Origin of the sequence: Phytoactinopolyspora endophytica (assembly GCF_004138495.1) — a bacterium.
Lineage (GTDB): Bacteria > Actinomycetota > Actinomycetes > Jiangellales > Jiangellaceae > Phytoactinopolyspora > Phytoactinopolyspora endophytica.
The window spans coordinates 46,361-64,001 of the sequence record NZ_ML142869.1 but is presented as its reverse complement, the minus strand read 5'-3'; the positions used below and the strand labels follow the sequence as shown (position 1 = coordinate 64,001).

At 66.3% G+C, this 17,641-nt stretch carries 20 protein-coding genes and 4 tRNA genes; 14 read left to right on the top strand and 10 right to left on the bottom strand.

What is annotated here, in order from left to right; genetic code table 11:
* The coding region (locus ELR45_RS29205) for a DUF1579 family protein (RefSeq protein WP_205857498.1) at positions 1–466 on the top strand (466 nt) is incomplete at its 5' end.
* Position 467: 1 nt separating this feature from the next.
* Positions 468–938, top strand: coding sequence for a pyridoxamine 5'-phosphate oxidase family protein (locus tag ELR45_RS29200; protein WP_129669438.1), 471 nt, complete (start codon positions 468–470; stop codon positions 936–938).
* A 25-nt stretch (positions 939–963) separates the two neighbouring features.
* Here ELR45_RS29200 and ELR45_RS29195 read toward each other — a convergent pair whose 3' ends face one another.
* Positions 964–2,118: an alkene reductase gene (locus tag ELR45_RS29195; RefSeq protein WP_129669437.1), complete on the bottom strand. Its 1,155-nt coding sequence runs from the start codon at positions 2,116–2,118 to the stop codon at positions 964–966.
* A gap of 270 nt (positions 2,119–2,388) precedes the next feature.
* On the opposite strand from ELR45_RS29195, the gene ELR45_RS29190 reads away from it, so the two are divergent.
* The 3 genes from ELR45_RS29190 to ELR45_RS29180 all read left to right on the top strand — a co-directional run bounded on the left by ELR45_RS29190 (position 2,389) and on the right by ELR45_RS29180 (position 3,986).
* Positions 2,389–3,273, top strand: coding sequence for a sigma-70 family RNA polymerase sigma factor (locus ELR45_RS29190; protein WP_129669436.1), 885 nt, complete (start codon positions 2,389–2,391; stop codon positions 3,271–3,273).
* 109 nt (positions 3,274–3,382) lie between these two features.
* On the top strand, positions 3,383–3,619 hold the full coding sequence (locus tag ELR45_RS29185) for an antitoxin (protein WP_129669435.1): 237 nt from the start codon (positions 3,383–3,385) through the stop codon (positions 3,617–3,619).
* Positions 3,546–3,986, top strand: a complete 441-nt coding sequence (locus ELR45_RS29180; RefSeq protein ID WP_338069617.1) for a type II toxin-antitoxin system PemK/MazF family toxin — start codon at positions 3,546–3,548, stop codon at positions 3,984–3,986. The genes ELR45_RS29185 and ELR45_RS29180 overlap by 74 nt, the downstream gene beginning before the upstream one ends.
* Before the next feature lie 62 nt (positions 3,987–4,048).
* On the opposite strand, the gene ELR45_RS29175 is transcribed toward ELR45_RS29180, so the two are convergent.
* Complete coding sequence (locus ELR45_RS29175; protein WP_129669433.1) at positions 4,049–5,227, bottom strand: cysteine desulfurase family protein; 1,179 nt, start codon at positions 5,225–5,227, stop codon at positions 4,049–4,051.
* Entirely contained in the window at positions 5,224–5,901 is a 678-nt protein-coding gene (locus ELR45_RS29170; RefSeq protein ID WP_205857497.1) for an ArsR/SmtB family transcription factor, read from the bottom strand. Before ELR45_RS29170 ends, ELR45_RS29175 begins: the two co-directional genes overlap by 4 nt.
* An 80-nt stretch (positions 5,902–5,981) precedes the next feature.
* Between ELR45_RS29170 and ELR45_RS29165 the strand changes: the two genes are divergently transcribed.
* From ELR45_RS29165 to ELR45_RS29155, 3 genes are all read left to right on the top strand, one after another.
* On the top strand, positions 5,982–7,361 hold the full coding sequence (locus ELR45_RS29165; RefSeq protein WP_129669432.1) for an MBL fold metallo-hydrolase: 1,380 nt from the start codon (positions 5,982–5,984) through the stop codon (positions 7,359–7,361).
* The gene (locus ELR45_RS29160) at positions 7,358–8,626 is read left to right on the top strand and encodes an MFS transporter (protein WP_205857496.1); all 1,269 of its coding nucleotides are present in this window, start codon (positions 7,358–7,360) and stop codon (positions 8,624–8,626) included. The genes ELR45_RS29165 and ELR45_RS29160 overlap by 4 nt, the downstream gene beginning before the upstream one ends.
* A 124-nt stretch (positions 8,627–8,750) precedes the next feature.
* Entirely contained in the window at positions 8,751–9,455 is a 705-nt protein-coding gene (locus ELR45_RS29155) for a cytidylate kinase family protein (RefSeq protein WP_129669431.1), read from the top strand.
* A gap of 96 nt (positions 9,456–9,551) precedes the next feature.
* Here ELR45_RS29155 and ELR45_RS29150 read toward each other — a convergent pair.
* The 3 genes from ELR45_RS29150 to ELR45_RS29140 all read right to left on the bottom strand — a co-directional run bounded on the left by ELR45_RS29150 (position 9,552) and on the right by ELR45_RS29140 (position 9,831).
* Positions 9,552–9,626, bottom strand: a tRNA-Val gene (locus tag ELR45_RS29150).
* A gap of 33 nt (positions 9,627–9,659) precedes the next feature.
* Positions 9,660–9,730 (bottom strand) — tRNA-Cys (locus ELR45_RS29145).
* A gap of 28 nt (positions 9,731–9,758) precedes the next feature.
* A tRNA-Gly gene (locus ELR45_RS29140) sits at positions 9,759–9,831 on the bottom strand.
* Positions 9,832–10,024: 193 nt separating this feature from the next.
* Between ELR45_RS29140 and ELR45_RS29135 the strand changes: the two genes are divergently transcribed.
* Both ELR45_RS29135 and ELR45_RS29130 read left to right on the top strand, forming a co-directional pair.
* On the top strand, positions 10,025–11,038 hold the full coding sequence (locus ELR45_RS29135) for a chorismate-binding protein (RefSeq protein WP_205857495.1): 1,014 nt from the start codon (positions 10,025–10,027) through the stop codon (positions 11,036–11,038).
* Positions 11,032–11,865: an aminotransferase class IV gene (locus ELR45_RS29130; protein WP_129669430.1), complete on the top strand. Its 834-nt coding sequence runs from the start codon at positions 11,032–11,034 to the stop codon at positions 11,863–11,865. The genes ELR45_RS29135 and ELR45_RS29130 overlap by 7 nt, the downstream gene beginning before the upstream one ends.
* Positions 11,866–11,891: 26 nt before the next feature.
* Here the strand turns inward: ELR45_RS29130 and ELR45_RS29125 are convergent, their stop codons facing one another.
* Both ELR45_RS29125 and ELR45_RS29120 read right to left on the bottom strand, forming a co-directional pair.
* A complete protein-coding gene (locus ELR45_RS29125; RefSeq protein ID WP_129669429.1) occupies positions 11,892–12,446 on the bottom strand; it encodes a CGNR zinc finger domain-containing protein in 555 nt (184 codons plus the stop codon).
* A 105-nt stretch (positions 12,447–12,551) separates the two neighbouring features.
* Entirely contained in the window at positions 12,552–12,971 is a 420-nt protein-coding gene (locus tag ELR45_RS29120) for an SsgA family sporulation/cell division regulator (RefSeq protein ID WP_129669428.1), read from the bottom strand.
* 173 nt (positions 12,972–13,144) lie between these two features.
* On the opposite strand from ELR45_RS29120, the gene ELR45_RS29115 reads away from it, so the two are divergent.
* Positions 13,145–13,216 (top strand) — tRNA-Val (locus ELR45_RS29115).
* 109 nt (positions 13,217–13,325) lie between these two features.
* On the top strand, positions 13,326–13,487 hold the full coding sequence (locus ELR45_RS43065; RefSeq protein ID WP_129669427.1) for a substrate-binding domain-containing protein: 162 nt from the start codon (positions 13,326–13,328) through the stop codon (positions 13,485–13,487).
* On the opposite strand, the gene ELR45_RS29105 is transcribed toward ELR45_RS43065, so the two are convergent.
* Positions 13,484–13,927, bottom strand: a complete 444-nt coding sequence (locus ELR45_RS29105) for an FAD-binding oxidoreductase/lyase (RefSeq protein ID WP_129669426.1) — start codon at positions 13,925–13,927, stop codon at positions 13,484–13,486. The genes ELR45_RS43065 and ELR45_RS29105 overlap by 4 nt on opposite strands.
* 221 nt (positions 13,928–14,148) lie before the next feature.
* A complete protein-coding gene (locus ELR45_RS29100; protein ID WP_129669425.1) occupies positions 14,149–14,433 on the bottom strand; it encodes a hypothetical protein in 285 nt (94 codons plus the stop codon).
* Between the two features lie 317 nt (positions 14,434–14,750).
* Here ELR45_RS29100 and ELR45_RS29095 point away from each other — a divergent pair, with 317 nt between their 5' ends.
* Complete coding sequence (locus tag ELR45_RS29095) at positions 14,751–16,076, top strand: glutaminase (protein WP_129669424.1); 1,326 nt, start codon at positions 14,751–14,753, stop codon at positions 16,074–16,076.
* A complete protein-coding gene (locus ELR45_RS29090) occupies positions 16,073–17,452 on the top strand; it encodes a DUF2252 domain-containing protein (RefSeq protein WP_338069616.1) in 1,380 nt (459 codons plus the stop codon). The genes ELR45_RS29095 and ELR45_RS29090 overlap by 4 nt, the downstream gene beginning before the upstream one ends.
* Positions 17,453–17,641: the final 189 nt, after the last annotated feature.

Here is a 17,641-nt window from a genome sequence, read left to right as displayed (position 1 = left end):
GTTGGCGCGCCTGGACGCGTTCGTCGGTGAATGGATGTTGGAGGTTCGCTTCCCTGAGGGCCACCCCGCAGCGGCCATGGCGTCCGCGGCGGCCGCGGATGACGCGCGAGCACGCTGTCGATTCGAATGGGCCCTGAACGGGCAGTTTCTGCTCCAACGCACCGAGATCACGATACCGGAGGCACCCAACAGCTTGACCATCATCAGCGTCGATCCGAGGACCAGGGCGTACACGCAGCACTACTACGACTCCCGCGGCGTCGTACGCCTGTATGCGATGGACTTCGCCGACGGGGTATGGACACTGACCCGGGAGTCGCCTGACTTCACGCCGCTCGACTTCCGCCAGCGCTTCACCGGCACGTTCAGCGACGACGCAAGCGTGATCAACGGCGCCTGGGAGATCGGTCCCGAGGGCGGGGACTGGGAGCACGACTTCGACCTCATCTACCGAAGGATGGGCTGACATGCGGGCCACCGACCCTGCTGCGCAGACCGTCCGAGACATCATCGAGGCCACCCGCTACCTCGTCCTCGCCACCGCCGATGCGACGGGACGACCGTGGAGCTCGCCGGTCTACTTCGCGCACATTGACTTCAGCGAGTTCTTCTGGATCTCCTCGCCCGACGTGACGCATTCCCGCAACATCGCGGTGCGACCTGAGGTGGGCTTCGTGGTGTTCGACTCGCAGGCGGCGATAGGCACAGGGCAAGGCGTGTACGTGTCCGCAGAAGCAAAGTTGCTCGAAGACGGCGAGACAGGTCAGGGGATCGAGGCCTTCTCCCGCCGTTCGATCGCGCACGGTGGACACGAATGGAGCAGCGACGACGTCCAGCCCGGTGCCGGCCTGCGCCTCTACCACGCCACGGCCGACTCGCACTGGATCCTCGCCAAGGATGGTCAGCCTGATCACCGGATCCCCGTGCCGCTCAGCTGACGCACGCGCGACTGGAGGGCCGCGGCTACTCGCTCCAGCTCAGCACCGGGTAGTCGACGTAACCGCGAGACTCGCCCCCGTAGTACGTCTGAGGATCGCCGGTGGTCATGGCGCGGTTCATGGCGAATCGCGTGACGAGATCCGGGTTGGCGATGAAGTGTCGCGCGAACGAAACGGCGTCGGCCGCATCCTCGTCGATGATGCTGTTCCCGGACTGGCGGTCGAACCCGTGGTTCGCGATCAGCGCGCCGTCGAACAGTCTCCGGTAGCGGGCGAACGCGCTGAAGTCGGGTGTGCCGTCCGGTCCCGCGAGCACCGGTCCCCGCAGGTGCAGGTAGGCCAGCGCGTGCCGGTTGAGCTCTTCGACGAGTTCGTCGTAGTCGCTGAGGACCTCGTCGTCGGCGACGTAGGGATAGGTCGACCGCATGTCGTCGTCCGCATTGAAGACGTCCCGCACGGTCCAGTAGGGCGACAGGCGCAGGCCGACGTGCCCTCCGGGCCAAGCCGCTGTGACCGCGTCGATGATCTCGAGCACCAGCCGCCGTCGGCCGGCTCGGTCGGTGCCGTACCCGTCGTTGCGGCGGTTCAGGCGTGGGTTCAGGAACTGCGGGATCAGGGATGACCCGACGGCCTGTATCTCGACCCCGTCGAACCCGGCACGTCGGGCGTTCTCCGCGGCGGTGCGGTAGTCGGTGATCGTGTGCGTGATATCCGCCATCGTCATCTCGCGGGGCACGACGGTTTCCTTGAATCCGGCTGGGGTGAAGACTCGCTCGCACGGGTTGACCGCCGACGGGCCGGCTGGAAGCTGGCCTTGACGGAGATCGGGATGCGAGACGGAACCCGTGTGCCAGAGCTGCAGGAGAATCCGACCGCCGACGGCATGCACGATGTCGGTCACCCGGCTCCATTCGGTGACCTGATCCTCGCTGTAGATGCCGGGAACGTTGATGAAGCCGATCGCGTTCTCGCTGATCCAGGTTCCCTCGGTGATGATCAGGCCGGCGCTGGCGCGCTGCGAGTAGTAGGCGGCATGAAGCTCGGTCGGCACGAGCTGGTCGTTGGCGGCGCGAGCGCGCGTCGCCGGAGCCATGACCATGCGGTTCGGCAGCTCGAGGTCTCCCATCGTCACACTGCGCAGCAGTGGCTGGCCGAGGGCGGTGGACAGGCTTGTGCTCATGGGTGTCTCCTTGGCTATCAGGGGATGGCACGTGCACCCGTCGTCATCAGGGATGCATGGCGCGCATGCACGTCTTTCCCGTCACGTCGCGCGACGGTGGGGGAGTAGGCACGAGGAGCGCGAGATAAAATTCGAGCGGGTGTTTGTCCGCTCATGTGCGTCCTCGTCGGAGTCGCCAATGTGTGTGTTGGCTGGCAACGGTCTATCGGGATTGACCGTCGCGTTCCGGTCCCTACGTAGGTGACGGTTGGCGGTCCGGAAAGGTGACCGATGGACGATCATGACGAGCTCGCGGCACGGTTCGAGGCTGAGCGCAGCCACCTGCGGGGTGTCGCGTATCGGATCCTGGGCTCACCCGTCGAGGCGGAGGACGCTGTCCAGGAGACGTGGTTGCGGCTTAACCGTGTCGATCCCGGCGCTGTCGAGAACCTGCCCGGATGGTTGAGGACAGTCATATCCCGGGTGTGTCTCGACATGCTGCGGTCGCGCGCGTCGCGACGCGAGGAGCCGGTGGGCCAACGGGTGACCGAGTCGGTCCGGGACGCGCATGAGCGAGGCGATCCCGAATACGAAGCATTGCTGGTCGACTCGGTCGGCCGCGCGATGCTCGTGGTGCTCGACACGCTGGGCCCTGCGGAGCGGGTGGCGTTCGTCCTGCATGACACCTTCGCCATGCCCTTTGACGAGATCGCTCCTATCGTGGGGCGCTCCACGGTCGCCACGAAGAAGCTGGCCAGCCGTGCGCGGCACAGAGTGCAGGGCACTCCAGCGGTCTCCAGCGTTGAACTTTCCCGGCACAGGAGAGTTGTCGAGGCGTTCTTGGACGCGGCCCGGGGCGGCGACGTCGAGGCGTTTCTCGCAGTGCTGGCCCCCGACGTCGTCCGAAGGGCTGAGCCTGCCGTGCTGCCACCGGACGTCGCGACGGAGGTTCGCGGCGCACAGGCAGTAGCCGAGGAGGCCGCCATTCTGGGGCGGCAGGCGCGGTTCGCGGAGGTCGCCCTGGTGGATGGCGCCGTGGGCATCGTCGTGGCTCCGCGCGGACGGCTGCGGCTGATCATCACTATTACCGTCAAAGACGACAAGGTGAGCGAGTACGAAGTGATCGCTGACCCTGATCGTCGTCGGCGGTTCGCGTTGGCCGTGCTGGATGGTTGACCACTGACCTGCCGGCATGCTGACTGCCTCAGAGAGGGGTTGAGACGCTGTGGACGCCTGTTGTCGAAGCCACCTTGTGTCGCCTTCGATGGCGCCATAACATGGCTACATGGGTGCTGAAACTGCCACGCTCAGAGTGAGCCGGGAGACGCGTGATCTCTTGGCAGAGCAGGCACAGGAACGTGGTTTGTCGATCTCGGCGCTCCTTGCAGAGATGGCTGGCAAGGCGAGGCGAGAGTCGTTCTTCCGGGCTGAACGTGCGGCTGTGCGTAATGACGCTGCCGCGGCCGAGGTCCAGGCAGAAGAAGCGGAGTGGGAGGCGACTCTGTCTGATGGCATCGACTGAGCCGCAGCGGGGCGAGCTGTGGCTGGTCTCTCTCGGTGCTGCGCGCAAGGGTGAGCCTGGAAAGAACAGGCCAGTGATCGTCGTGTCGGTGGATGAGATCAAAGCTGGTGTGCAAGATGAGCTCTTGGTGGTTGTGCCGGTCTCGAGCTCACGGGCACCATCGCCTTTGCGGCCGAACGTTTCGCCAGGCGAGGGTGTGGAGATGCCGAGCGTCGCGGTCACACGAGGCATTCGCGCTGTCTCGCGCGGTAGTTTTCTGGAGCGCCTGGGGAGCGCCAAAGCGGAAACCATGGCGGAAGTCGAGACGGCCTTGCGCATGATCTTGGGTATCGAACCTGACCATCGTCGTGGCTACGAGACGGACTAGGCCGGCGTCGCTTGCGTACGGACCAGGCTCTGGCTGTACACGCGGACGGGACGTGAGCTGTCCTATGGCCGCGGCGTGTCACGTCGAGCGGCGGCGACGAGGAGGTCGGCCGCGAGGTCGATGTCGCCGGGGGTGGTCCAGCGGCCGAGGGACAGACGCAGCGCCGCGAGACTGCGCTCGGCGCTCATCCCCATAGCCGAAAGCACGGGGGAGGGCCGGTGACGACCGCTGTGGCAAGCCGACCCGGTTGACGCCGCGATTCTCGGGACCGCGTCGAGGAGAGCGTGACTTTGGGTGCCGTCGATGCTGATGTTGAGGGTGTTGGGCAGGCGCTGGTCATTCGGGCCGTTGAGGAGGACCCGGCCCGGCAGGGCGTCGCTCAGCCGCTGATGGAGGCGGTCGCGGAGGTGCTGCGTGTGCCCGTGGCTGCCGGCGGCGAGCTCTTCCACTGCCCGTTGTGCAGCGACGCCTAGGGCGACGCCGAGCGCGACGTTCTCGGTGCCGGCACGCAGTCCGCCTTCTTGTCCGCCGCCGTACAGGAGCGGTTCGAGGGTGACACCAGGGCGGACGTAGAGCGCGGCGACGCCCTTCGGGGCGTACATCTTGTGGCCGACGATGGTCATCATGTCCACCTCCAACTCGGCCACGGCCAGCGGGATCTTTCCGGCGGCCTGGGCGGCGTCGCAATGGAACAGAGCGCCGTTGTCGCGGGTGATGCGGGCCAGCTCGGCGATGGGCTGGATGGCGCCTGTCTCGTTGTTGGCGGCCATCACCGACACGAGCACGGTGTCGGTCTCCAGTGCCGCGGCGAGTGTTCCGGGATCGACCAGCCCGTCGCTGTCGACCGGAACATACGTCACGCGTGCGCCGTGTAAGCGTTCGAGAGCGCGGCAGGTCTCCAGAACGGCTGGGTGCTCGGTGACCTGGGTGACCAGATGCGGACGCGGCCGGCCGGAGGCCAGGACGGCGCCGCGAATCGCAAGCTGGTCGGCCTCTGACCCGGAGCCGGTGAACACCACCTCGGCGGAAGTAGCCCCGATCAAGTCAGCGACCTGGGCGCGGGCTTCTGCCAACGCACGGCGGGGCTGGTCAGCGTAGGCATGGCTGCTGGACGGGTTGCCGAACCAGCGCCCAAGGTAAGGCTGCATCGCCTCTGTGACATCCGGGTCGATCGGGGTCGTGGCGTTGTAATCCAGATAAATCGGACCGTCGGCGAGCTCGGCGGGGATGGCGGTGCTCATGCGTCGGTTCCGGCAGCGATCGGCAGGTCGGCCAGGCGCCACTCCAGCATGCCGTCGTTGAGCCGGATCGCCCTGCGGCCGCGGCTGGTCAGCATGCGTACCGCGTCGTGGGCCAGTACGCAGTACTCACCCCGGCAGTAGGTGACGACCTCGACGCCATCAGGTAGATCGTCGATCCGCTCGGCGAGTTCGTCGACGGGGATGGAGATCGCACCGGGGATGTGCCCGGCGGCGTACTCCTCGAGAGGGCGCACATCCAGGACCACGACATCACCGGCTTCTACGTGCGCCAGCAGCTGTTCGCGGCTGACCTCCTGCCCTCCATCCTCGCCGAGGTAGGCCGCGCGAGCCGGCTCGACGGCGGGCAGGTGGGTCTCGGCGACCTTGCGTAGCAGCGCGAAAAGCTGGGCGACGTCGTCGCCTGCCAGCTGGTAGTGGATGCGGACGCCTTCACGACGGGTGGTGACCAGCCCGGCCTGCTTGAGCGTCTGTAGATGCGCGGACGCCGTGGTCAGGTTCAACCCGGCCGCCTTGGCGAGCGCGTCAACGGTGCGCTCGCCCTGGGCGAGGAGATCGAGCAGCTCTAGCCTTTTTCCGCTGGCCAGCGCCTTGCCCGTGGTGGCGAACGCCTCGTACAGGCGGGCCTTGGTCGGGGACTTCACAGTTTCAGGCAAGAATCCTCCATAGATCCATGGATTAGTGTACTAGAGTATCCGTACCTACCGTGCTTCGCACTGTTTTTCTGGAGGATCCCGTGGCTTTCACCGACGACCACATCATCCCGCTGGTCGATCAAGGGCTCGGCAACAGCGCCTATCTGGTCGATCTCGGCGACGGTCGCGCCCTGGCGGTCGACGCTGCCAGGGACTTACGCGCCCTGCGCCAGGCAGCCACCCGACGCGGCCTGCATGTCGCGTTCGCCGCCGACACACACCTGCACGCGGACTTCCTCTCCGGGGCCGTGCAGCTCGGACACGACGACGACGCCGTCGTGCTCGCCTCCGCCGCGGGGCGGCGCGCATTCACTCACACGCCGCTCGCCGACGGCGACGAGATGGACCTGGGCGGCCTGACACTGCGTGCGCTGGCCACGCCCGGCCATACCGATGAGCATCTGTCCTATCTGCTGCTGGACGGCGACCGGGAGCTCGGCGTGTTCACCGGCGGCTCACTGATCGTGAACTCCGCAGCCCGCACTGACCTCCTGGGTGCGGAGCGCACCGAAGAGCTCGCACGCGCCCAGTACCGGTCGCTGTCGCGTCTGACCGCCTTACCCGACGACGTCGAGGTGTGGCCCACCCACGGCGCGGGTTCGTTCTGCTCCGCACCCGCCGGCGCTGAACGCACCACCACCATCGGGGCCCAGAGGCGGGCCAACCCGCTGCTCGCCGCGCCTGACGAGGACACCTTCGTCCGCCGGCTGACCGCGAGCCTGGGTAGCTACCCGTCCTACTTCGACCGCCTCACCGAGCACAACCGGCGCGGTCCGGCCGTCATCACGTCCGAACCCCAGCTGCCCGGCCTCGATGCCGGACAGGTCAAGACGTTGCTCGCCGACGGTGGCTACGTGATCGACGTACGGCCTGCTGCTCAGTACGCGGCAGGCCACATCCACGGGGCGATCTCCATCACATTGCGGGACCAGTTCGCGACCTGGCTGGGCTGGCTCCTTCCCGATACCGCGCCGCTGGCCATCGTGGCCGAACATGGCCAGGACGTCTCCGACATCGTCTGGCAGGCCTACAAGATCGGCTACGAGCGCCTGGTGGGGCACCTGGCCGGAGGCATGCCCGCATGGCTCGCCGCGGGCGAAGAGCAACGCAGCACCGCGTTTCTCACCACCGACGAGGCCGGCCGGCGTCCGGTCGTGGATGTCCGTCAGGATGCCGAGCACGTGGCCGGTCATGTCCCCGGCGCCGTGCACATCGAGCTCGGCGCGCTGGCGACGCGCGCTGCCGACGCTCCCGAAGGCGCGATCGTGCACTGCGGGCACGGGGAGCGGGCGATGACCGCGGCCAGTCTGCTGGAGCGTGCCGGCCACACGGACCTCGCCGTTTTCAACGGCGGACCCGACGACCTTGCGGCCGCCCAAGGCGTCGCGCTGACTGACGGGGCTGGGGACTCGCTCCAGTGATCGCTGGCCCGACCGACCCGCCTCCGGGTGGACGCACCACCGAGTTGGGGCTGAGGGAGAACTGGCTGCAGTTCACCCTTCTGGTCGTCGTCAACGTCTGTGTGGGCGCACTGGTCGGGCTAGAACGCACGACCGTGCCCCTGATCGGCACCGACGTCTTCGGGCTGACCAGTGACTTGGCCGTGTTCTCTTTCATCATCGCGTTCGGCCTCACCAAGGCCATGACCAACCTGGCCGCCGGAGCCTTGACGGCCCGATTCCGCCGCAAGCAGCTGCTCATCACCGGCTGGCTCATCGGTATCCCCGTTCCCTTCGCGCTGGCTTGGGCTCCCTCCTGGGGATGGATCGTCGCCGCGAACGTCCTGCTCGGCGTCAACCAGGGCCTGACCTGGTCGATGACGGTCAACATGAAGATCGACCTCGTCGGTCCCGCCCGGCGTGGGCTGGCTACGGGCTTGAACGAAGCCGCTGGATACGCGGCTGTCGGCGGGACCGCGCTCGTCACTGGCTACCTCGCAACCGTCTACGGCCTGCGGCCCGTGCCTGAGCTGATCGGCATCGCGTTCGTCGTCGGCGGGCTGGGTCTGTCCATCGTCGTGCGGGACACGGCCGGGCACGTCGCGCTCGAGCTCGCCCAGCATTCGCCGCGTGCCGCCACCGTCGAACGTCTTGGCCTGGGCAAGGCGTTCACCCGCACCTCGTGGAGTCACCGCAGTTTGCGTGGCGCCAGTCAGGCCGGCATGGTGAACAACCTCAATGACGGCCTGGCCTGGGGTGTCTTCCCCTTGCTGTTCACCGAACATGGTCTCGGGCTCGCCGCTGTGGGTCTGATCAAGGGCCTTTACCCACTGCTGTGGGGGTTCTGTCAGATCCCCACCGGTCTCCTTTCCGACCGCATCGGCCGTAAACCCCTCATCGTCACGGGAATGTACGTCCAGGCAGGCGGATTCGTCCTCGCCCTCGCGCTGCTGGAACGCCCCCTGCTGGCCGGAGTCCTCTCCGCGATCGCGCTCGGCGTGGGCACCGCCATGGTCTATCCGGCGCTGATCGCTTCCGTGTCCGACCATGCCCACCCCACGTGGAGAGCCAATGCACTCGGCACCTACCGGTTCTGGCGCGACATCGGCTATGCGGTGGGCGGCCTGACCGCCGGTGTCCTCGCCGATCTGGCAGGCCTGGATGCGACGGTCGTCGCCGCCGCTGTCCTCACCGCGGGCTCGGGACTGCTCGCCAGTCACTGGATCACCGAACACCCGGCCCGCTGAGTCAGTTCCTCGGCAGCTCGGCCGGGCTGTCGAGCTGGGTCATCCTTCGCCACGGTCCGGCACCGCACCAAAGTCACCAACCTGACGTGCGATGCTGAACAGAGACACCGTGAGAGGGGCAGCAATGGACCAAGGCACCCGCGGCGAGCTCGTCAGTCGGCTGGCCGAGGCGATCAGGTCCGTCACGACCGCACACCCGCTGCGAGTCGCCATCGACGGGCCGCCCGCCGCCGGCAAGACCACGCTGGCCGACGAGCTCGCCGTCGTCCTGCGCGCGCAGGACCGCGACGTCATCCGCGCGACCATCGACGACTTTCTCTTCCCCCGTGCACAGCGCTACCGACGCGGCCAGTACTCGGCCGAAGGCTGCTACTTCGACGCCCACGACCGCGCCGCACTGTGCCGGGTCCTGCTCGATCCGCTGGGCCCAAGCGGAGACCGAAGGTTCCAGCACGCGGTCTACGACAGAGACACCGACACCGCATCGTCCCCGTCGGCCACGACCGCCCCCGCAGACGCCGTACTGCTCTTCGACGGCGTCTTCCTCCTGCGTCCGGAACTCATCGACCGGTGGGACCTGCGGATCTTCGTGTCCGTCCCATTCATGCAGACGGCAGATCGCGCCCGGAGCCGAGGCACGGCGCTGGCCGGATCCACCGCCGACACCGCCGAAATCGAACGGTCATGGCGCAACCGCTATATCCCCTCCCAGCAGCTCTACTTCGCCACAGCTCGCCCAACCGACCACGCCGACATCATCGTGCACAACGATCAGCTCCAGCGGCCGACCTGGGAAGTCCGGCCACACTCATCGATACGCGGGGTTTGACAGTTGCTCCGATGCGATGTGGGAGGGGGAGTGGCACGAAGGTGACACAACGGAAAAGCCCCGGTCCGAGGACCGGGGCTGATCTGGTGTTACGTGTGGTGGGCGATACTGGGATTGAACCAGTGACCTCTACCGTGTCAAGGTAGCGCTCTCCCACTGAGCTAATCGCCCATGCCGATACGATGGTTCACGGCACTTTAAGCGAGGTGGAGACGGGATTTGAACCCGTGTAGACGGCTTTGCAGGCCGTTGCCTCGCCTCTCGGCCACTCCACCGAGGTGAGGCCTGGCGGGCCTCGCTCCGAGCGGACGACGGGATTCGAACCCGCGACCCTCACCTTGGCAAGGTGATGCGCTACCAGCTGCGCTACGTCCGCACCGCGCCCTTGGCTCACCGAGGTGTTCCGGTGAACCCGGGTGCGGATAGAACATTAGCCCATCTGGGCCCCTGATTCCAAACACGGGGGTAGACGATCTGAGATCCACTGCGTACGAGGCGGGTCACGGCGGTCACGACCACCCAATACGCATGGGGCACGCCGCCCGCGCAATCAGGTAGCGTCGCACGACGTGGACCACGCATCGGACACCATACAGCCGGTGGCGCATCTTGGCGGCCTCCTGGCCACGGGATTGGTTGAGATCGCCGACGACCCGGCGGTGCTGGACGGGTCCGGTCGGTGGGCCGTCGTCGTGAATTTCGAGGGCGATGTCACATGCGCCAGATTCGACACCTGGGAGAGAACCTCGTTGCGCGCTGAGGCGTCGTGGCGTGGGCCCGGCAGCGGCGATTGGGTCACGTCGCTGGATCGCGAGCAGTACATCGCGGCCGTCGAAGACGTGCGTGAGCGGATCGCCGCGGGGACCGTGTACCAGGTCAATGTCTGCCGCGTCATGAGTGCGCCGCTGCCCGCACTCGGGCCCGATGGCTTAGTGCCGCTAGCCACGCGTCTGGCGGAGCACCACGACGCACCTTTCGGTGGTCTGGTCCAGCTGCCCGGCGTACAGGTGGTGACGGCGTCGCCCGAGCTGTTCCTGCGACGTCGCGCCGGTAAGGTCTGGTCGTCGCCGATCAAGGGAACCGGGCGAACTGAGGCGGATCTGACCGCCAAGGACGAGGCGGAGAACGTGATGATCGTCGACCTGGTCCGCAACGACCTCTCCAGGGTCAGCCGGACCGGCACCATCGCGGTGGAGGAGCTCCTCTCCGTCGAGAAGCATCCTGGCCTGGTCCACCTCGTCTCGACTGTCTCCGGCGAGCTCACGGACGACGCCGGCTGGCCCGAGCTGTTGGACGCCACCTTTCCGCCCGGTTCGGTCACCGGCGCGCCGAAGTCGAGCGCCTTGCAGGCGATCGCCGATCTAGAGCCTGTTCCTCGCGGTCCGTATTGCGGAGGGATCGGCTGGGTGGACGCCGACACCGGCGAAGGTGAGCTGGCTGTCGGAATCCGGACATTCTGGGCCGACGACGAGACGCTCTACTTCGGCACCGGTGCCGGCATCACCTGGGGCTCGAACGCTGAGAAGGAGTGGGCCGAGACGGAACTGAAGGCGGAACGTCTCGTAAGCTTGGCATCGTGCTGATCTGGGTGAACGGCGAGCTTGCGCCGGCTGCTGAGGCGAAGGTCAACGTGTTGGACCACGGCCTGACCGTCGGGGACGGCGTGTTCGAGACGATGAAAGTGGTGGACGGGGTGCCGTTCGCCTTGCAGCGCCATCTCGACCGGTTGGGCCGCTCGGCGGCGGGCCTCGGGCTGCCGGTGCCGGACTACGAGATGGTTCGCAAAGCCGTCGGCGAGGTCCTCGCTGATCTGGGCGCTCCGCCCCTGGCACGGATGCGGATCACCTACACCGGCGGCGTGGCGCCGCTCGGTTCCGGGCGGGGCGACGCGGCACCCACCCTGATCGTGGCCTGCACGCCCGTGGATCCCTACCCGCCGACGACGACCGTGGCGACGGTGCCGTGGCGCCGCAACGAACGGGCCGCCACGAAGGGCCTGAAGAGCACGTCGTACGCGGAGAACGTGATCGCACTGGCGCACGCGCGCGAGCGCGGAGCGAGCGAGGCCGTGTTCGCGAACACGCGGGACCTGCTGTGCGAGGGGACGGGCAGCAACATCTTCGTCGTGGTGGACGGGCGACTGCTGACGCCGCCGCTCGAATCGGGGTGTTTAGCCGGAATCACGCGCGGGCTGGTACTCGAATGGACCGGCGCGGAGGAGGCGGAGCTGGACTTCGACGTCCTCGACCATGCGGAGGAGATCTTCCTCACGTCGTCGGTGCGTGACGTGCAGGCCGTCCATGCGGTGGTTCACGACGGCCGGCGTCGTGAGCTGACGGCACCGGGAACGGTGACGGCAGAAGCCGCGGCGGCGTTCGCACGCCGCAGTGCCCAGACGTTCGAGCCGTAGCCGGGCTGGGCCGCGAGCAGACAGGATCAGCCGGCCGCGCGCCGTCGTTCGCGGTAGGCGGCGACGTGCAGTCTGTTGCCGCACGTGCGGCTGTCGCAGTAGCGCTTGGACCGGTTGCGCGAGAGATCCACGAGCACACGCTCGCAATCCGGCGCGTAGCACACCCGTAGACGCTCCTGCTCGGCCGCGACCACCACGAAGGCCAGAGCCATGCCGCCGTCGGTCAGCAGATGCTCGGCGAGAGACGCGCCTGGGGCAAAGTAGTGGATATGCCAGTCGTAGCCGTCATGGTCGGTCAGACGGGGACATAGCCGAGCCTTGGCCAGTAGGTCGTTGACGAGCGCCGATGCCTGTTCGGTCTGCTCCGCCAGGAAGACGTCCCGGAACTTGCGGCGCAAGGCCTGGACATTGGCCAGATCACTGCGGGTCAGCGTGCCGACGTCACTGATCATGTTGTCGGCGACAAAGGCACGAAGCGCGTCGACGTCGGGAAGAAGCTCCTGGCCACCGCTCTCTGGAGCGGTGTTGACCAGGTCGACGACGACGCCGAGCGAGTGTTGTACGTCGTGGCTGAAAGTCACGGCCTACCTCTGTTGGGACAGTTCCAGGTTGGCTGACCGTAGACCGTTCAGTGCCTGTAGCACAACATCAGATGCCCGAAAAGGGACATAACAGTGATAGACCCTTTATGCCCCATCCAGTAAAGCGTCCAATGTGAGATCGATGTCGAGGTGCTGGCTCTCGGTTCCAGGTGGCACCAGGCGCCAGGTCTCGGCCAGGAACTCCTCGATCGCGTCGGCGGGCGCTCGCAGGAACGCATCGCCGTCGGGGGAGGAGAGGCGGATCTCGATGGCGGGGATCCCATTGGGACTCCCGACGGGCGAGACCGTGACGTCGCCTATGCCGGCTTGACCGTCGAGACCTTCGCTGAGAAGGTCACGGGCGAAGACCCAGCGGACAGGGGCATCGGAGTTCGTCCCGAAGGCCACTGTCACGGAGAGCGGGTCATGGATGGAGTACTCGAAGTCCGCGGGTAGCGGGCTCGGGTCCGGCGTGCCGGTGAGCAGCCGGAGCATGATCGGGTGGGAGACCGTGGAGTGTTCCATACCCCCCAAGACGCGGAGTCAGGCAAGGTGTGACGCGCTCTATGTAACGAATTTATAACTGTCTCGGTGGTGTGCGTCACACGCGGATCTGAGAGCCCGTGTGGCCTGGGGCATGCGTTGGGGTGCCGGTTCGGCGTTGGGGCTCCGGGTGAGATATGGTTCTACTCGCGCAAGGGCGATTAGCTCAGTGGGAGAGCGCTCCGTTCACACCGGAGAGGTCACTGGTTCGAACCCAGTATCGCCCACCCGTATTTCCCCAGCTAGGCGGCCTGTCGATCAACGTCATCGACGGCCGTTCGTGCGAAGCGGGAGCATAATGGGAGCACGCGATCTTGACCACATTCGCGTTCCGAAGTGTTCAGGGTTGCACGAGCTACCTTCCACATCCCGACACTCGAACTCGGCAGGACCGCAGCCCGCACCATGCACTCTCTCGTTGAACACCATGAGGCGGCACCAGCCAGAACTGTCCTACTCGGCTCACTTGTGCAGCGTGGCTCTGCTAGTAGTCCCTAGCCGCGATCAGTGTTTCGGACGGCTCGGGTCGGCCCGAGTGGCGTCGCCCGCTCGCGGGACGGTACTCCGGCTCGTTCAGGAGCGGGTATCGTCCGTTTCGCGTGCGACGAGTACGTCGGTGATGTGTTCTTCGGCCCAGCGGGAGGCGAGTGGTGGACGAAGGCGCCGGGGTCGATGTAGCGCTGGCGGTGCAGGCGGATCGCCGCGCCGACGGTGTTTCCCAGCATCGGCTCCAGTTCGCGGGCCTGTCCGCCGGTCAAGGTGTCGAAGTGTAGGTCTTGGCCTGCGGACCGGATGTGTTCCAGTTCGTCGAGCAGTGTGGTGCGCTCGGATGCGGTGCGGTAGAGGGCGAGGAACGGTGCCGCCTCGCGGGTCGGCACGTCCACGCCGTGTTCGGTGAGGTGGTCGAAGGCGCACAGCGCCTGTGTGTTGATCGGCACCAGCGCCCGCTGTGCCCGCGCCAGGCGGCCGGCCAGAAGCGGGTCAGGGTGAACCCGATGTCCACGTCGTCGTATGCGGCGAGCCGGGCGACCCCCTTCCCGTTGTTTGCCCACGGCCCTGAAGCCGCCCATGCAAAGGGCGGCCACTGGCTCTGGCTACAAGAACTCGTCCAGCAGAAACGCCCTGATTACGACAGTCAATGGCGCCGCTACCGCGCTAACTACTGCGGTGCGCTTCCGATGATCGACGACCAGATCCAGCGCCTGGTCGGCACGCCCAGTCGGTGCTCGACGGGCCGGTGCTCACCGTCATGCTCAGCGATCATAGTGATTATGTCGGCGAATACGGACTCCAGCGGAAGGGCGCCGGCGTGCGCGAGGTCCTGACCCGGATTCCGATGCTCTTCCAGGGTTACGGCGTCCAGCCCGGCCATGTACGCGGCGAACTTGTCTCGATCGTCGGCATTCTCCCCATTGTCTGCTTGGAGCCCAAGGCTCCAGAGCACAACTGGTATGCGCTGCCGACGGCGAAATGCAGGGCAAACCGCCAGGGGAGTAGTACTCACTGGCGTGGTTCGTCAGGCAACGGGTGTCCACCCCAGTGCCCTCAGAGGCACAGCCGCCAGCGCCATAACCGACGGCTGGCAACACATAAGGGGCTTCTACCGACGCGAAGGTGCCGTCGTCGGTGCGAGTCTTGCGGCAAGCCCACGGATCACATACGCCGACCTTCGAGGGATCGCCTTCACCGGCTCGCTCGTGATGCGCGCTGCGCAGAGTAGGTCATGTGTTCGGACGGTCGGGCCATCATGAAGGAGGACGAATGCGGTCAGTGATTCCCGACTATCTGACCGAGGTGCTCGGAGATGTAGAGTCAAACACTTCCGGGGAGCTCGCGGGGTACATCCCCGAGCTCGCGGCGGCGGATCCGGAGCTTCTCGGCGCGGTCTTCGCCACCGTTGACGGCGTGGTCTACGGTGCCGGAGACATCGATACCGAGTTCACGATCCAATCGATCTCCAAGCCGTTCACGTATGCGCTGGCGCTTTCTGATCGCGGCTTCGACGCTGTGCTCGCCAAAGTCGGGGTCGAGCCATCCGGAGAGGCGTTCAACGAGATCTCCCTAGAAGGCGACACCGGGCGTCCCCGCAATCCCATGATCAACGCCGGTGCGATCACCGCACACGCGCTGGCCAGTGCGGAGCAGCTGCATCCGACAGAGCGGGTGGAGCGCGTGGTCCAGGGTCTTTCGGCGTTCGCCGGTCGTCGGTTGAAGGTGGATGAGGCGGTGTGTGTCTCAGAGATGGAGAACGCGCACCGCAACCTCGCCATCGCGCACATGCTCCGCAGTCACAGCATCCTGACTGAAGACCCGAGGCTTATCGTCGACGGCTACATCCGCCAGTGCTCGGTGCTCGTCACGGCGCGAGATCTGGCCATGATGGCAGCGACGTTGGCCAACCGAGGGGTGAATCCTCTCTCAGGCGAGCAAGTGATAAACGAGCGGGTGGTGCGACAGGTGCTGAGCGTCATGGCCACCTGCGGAATGTATGACGCGGCTGGTGACTGGGCGACTCAGGTCGGCATTCCGGCGAAGAGCGGTGTGGCCGGAGGCCTGATAGGCGCGCTCCCGGGTCAGATCGGCATCGCCACCTTCTCACCGCGGCTGGACCTCCATGGGAACAGTGTTCGAGGCGTGTCACTGTTCGAACGGTTCTCTGCCGATATGGGTCTGCATGTGATGGAGGTTCCGGCCGCCGCGCGCGCCGTCGTGCGATCCAACCACGTCCGCGGCAGCGGATCGGCCGCGACCCGTGTCTTCCGATTGCAGGGCGGGATCGGCTTTGCCGGAGCCGAGCGAGTCGTTCGGGAGATCGTGGATACCGCGCCCCGGGAGGCCAGAGTGGCGCTGGACCTCACGATGGTCTTCTCGATCGACGACGTGGCCCGGCGCATGCTGCTGGAGGCCGTGCGCCGGCTCACGCTGGAAGGTCACGAGGTCTATCTCGTCGACCCAGAATCGATGATCCCAGAGCCCGATCCAGGCGATGGCGGCCGTGTCACCGTCGTCGGCGACGTTGAACAAGCCGTGAACCCGCCGCACACTGTGGTCGAGGGCAGCAGTCGTGGCGAGAGGCGTGACTCATGAGTAGCGAGCCGGTTCCACGCGTTCGCGCATCGGAGAAGGTCGCCGCCGGCACCCGCGACGGTCGCCGTGCGCGTCAGCAGGCACCGCGCCGAGCCGCGGCGCGGTGGGACCCCAGCGTCCGTCAGATGAGAGCCATCGACCGGCTACGCGCACAGGAGGCCGTTCGCGACCCCGAACTCTTACCATTGCGGTACGCTCGGATGGCGTTCTCACCGTGGACGTACCTGCGGGGTGCTGCCGCTGTGATGGCCGCCGATCTCGCCTCGGCGCCGCATTCAGGCTTGACGGTTCAGATGTGCGGCGACGCACACATCCTCAACTTCGGGTTCTGGGCCTCGCCAGAGCGACAGTTACTCTTCGACGCGCGGGATTTCGACGAAACCCTCCCCGGGCCGTTCGAGTGGGATCTGAAGCGTCTCGTCACGAGCGTCTATGTACTCTCGGACTCGGAACAGCTACCCGTGGGCTGTGGTGAGGATGCGGCGTCCGCGGCAATCGACGGCTACCGCAAGGCGATGCGTAGGTATGCCCGCATGGGCGAGCTCGACATCTGGTACGACCAGATCACGTCGGACGTGCCGTTGGAGGGCCTGACCTCAGAGTTCGCCGAAGCCACCGCTCGTGCTATCGAGAAGCAGTCGAGGAAGCGGACGCATCACGGCGCGGTGCGGCAACTCGTCACTGAAGAGAACGGGCGACGCCGCATCATCTTGGACCCGATGAAGCGCAGAGACGAAGGCATGAGCCACGAGCAGCGGGTGCGAGCCTACGAACAGGTCTACGACACCTATCTTGCCTCGATCCCGCCGCATCTGCGACGACTCGTAGACCGATTCAGACGCGTTGATTCCGTCCGGCAGATTGTGGGCGTCGGCAGCGTCGGCATGCGCGTCTGGCTGCACCTGCTGGAAGGAGACAGCAGCCGGCAGTCGGTGTTCTCCCAGGCCAAACAAGCGACCGCATCGGTCTATGAGGAGTTCCTTGGACCCAGCGAGCTTCCGAACCACGGCGAACGGATCATCGTCGGACAACGCCTCATGCAGACGGCAAGCGACATCTTCCTCGGCCATATGCGCGTCGACAACCATGACTACTACGTACGGCAATTCCGCGATATGAAGGTCATCCCCAGCGGTAAGCAGATATCGGGATTTCTGCCGCAGTTTGCTGCGGCGTGCGGCCACGCGCTGGCAAAGTCACATGCGCGCAGCGGCGACCCCGAGGCAATCGCCGGCTACATCGGCAAAGGAGCGGCATTCGCTGACGGCATCCTCCGCTACGCCCGCGCCTATGCCGAACAGACCTGCGCCGATCACGCCGATCTACGCACCGCAATCGCGAACAAGGAGGTCAAGGCCGCAGAACGAGGATGGTAGGACGCGCACCACGGTGGCCGGGGTGACGAAGCGGTGCCGTCCCGAGGCGCGGGCTACGGCAAAGGGACAAGAAGGGAATATGAGCACATGACCGGACAGCATGAGGATTCGCGTTCGGCTCCTCCGAAGGAGTCGAACGAGACTGCCGCTCATCACAACGCGACGTTGGCGGAGGATCTTCTCCTTCTT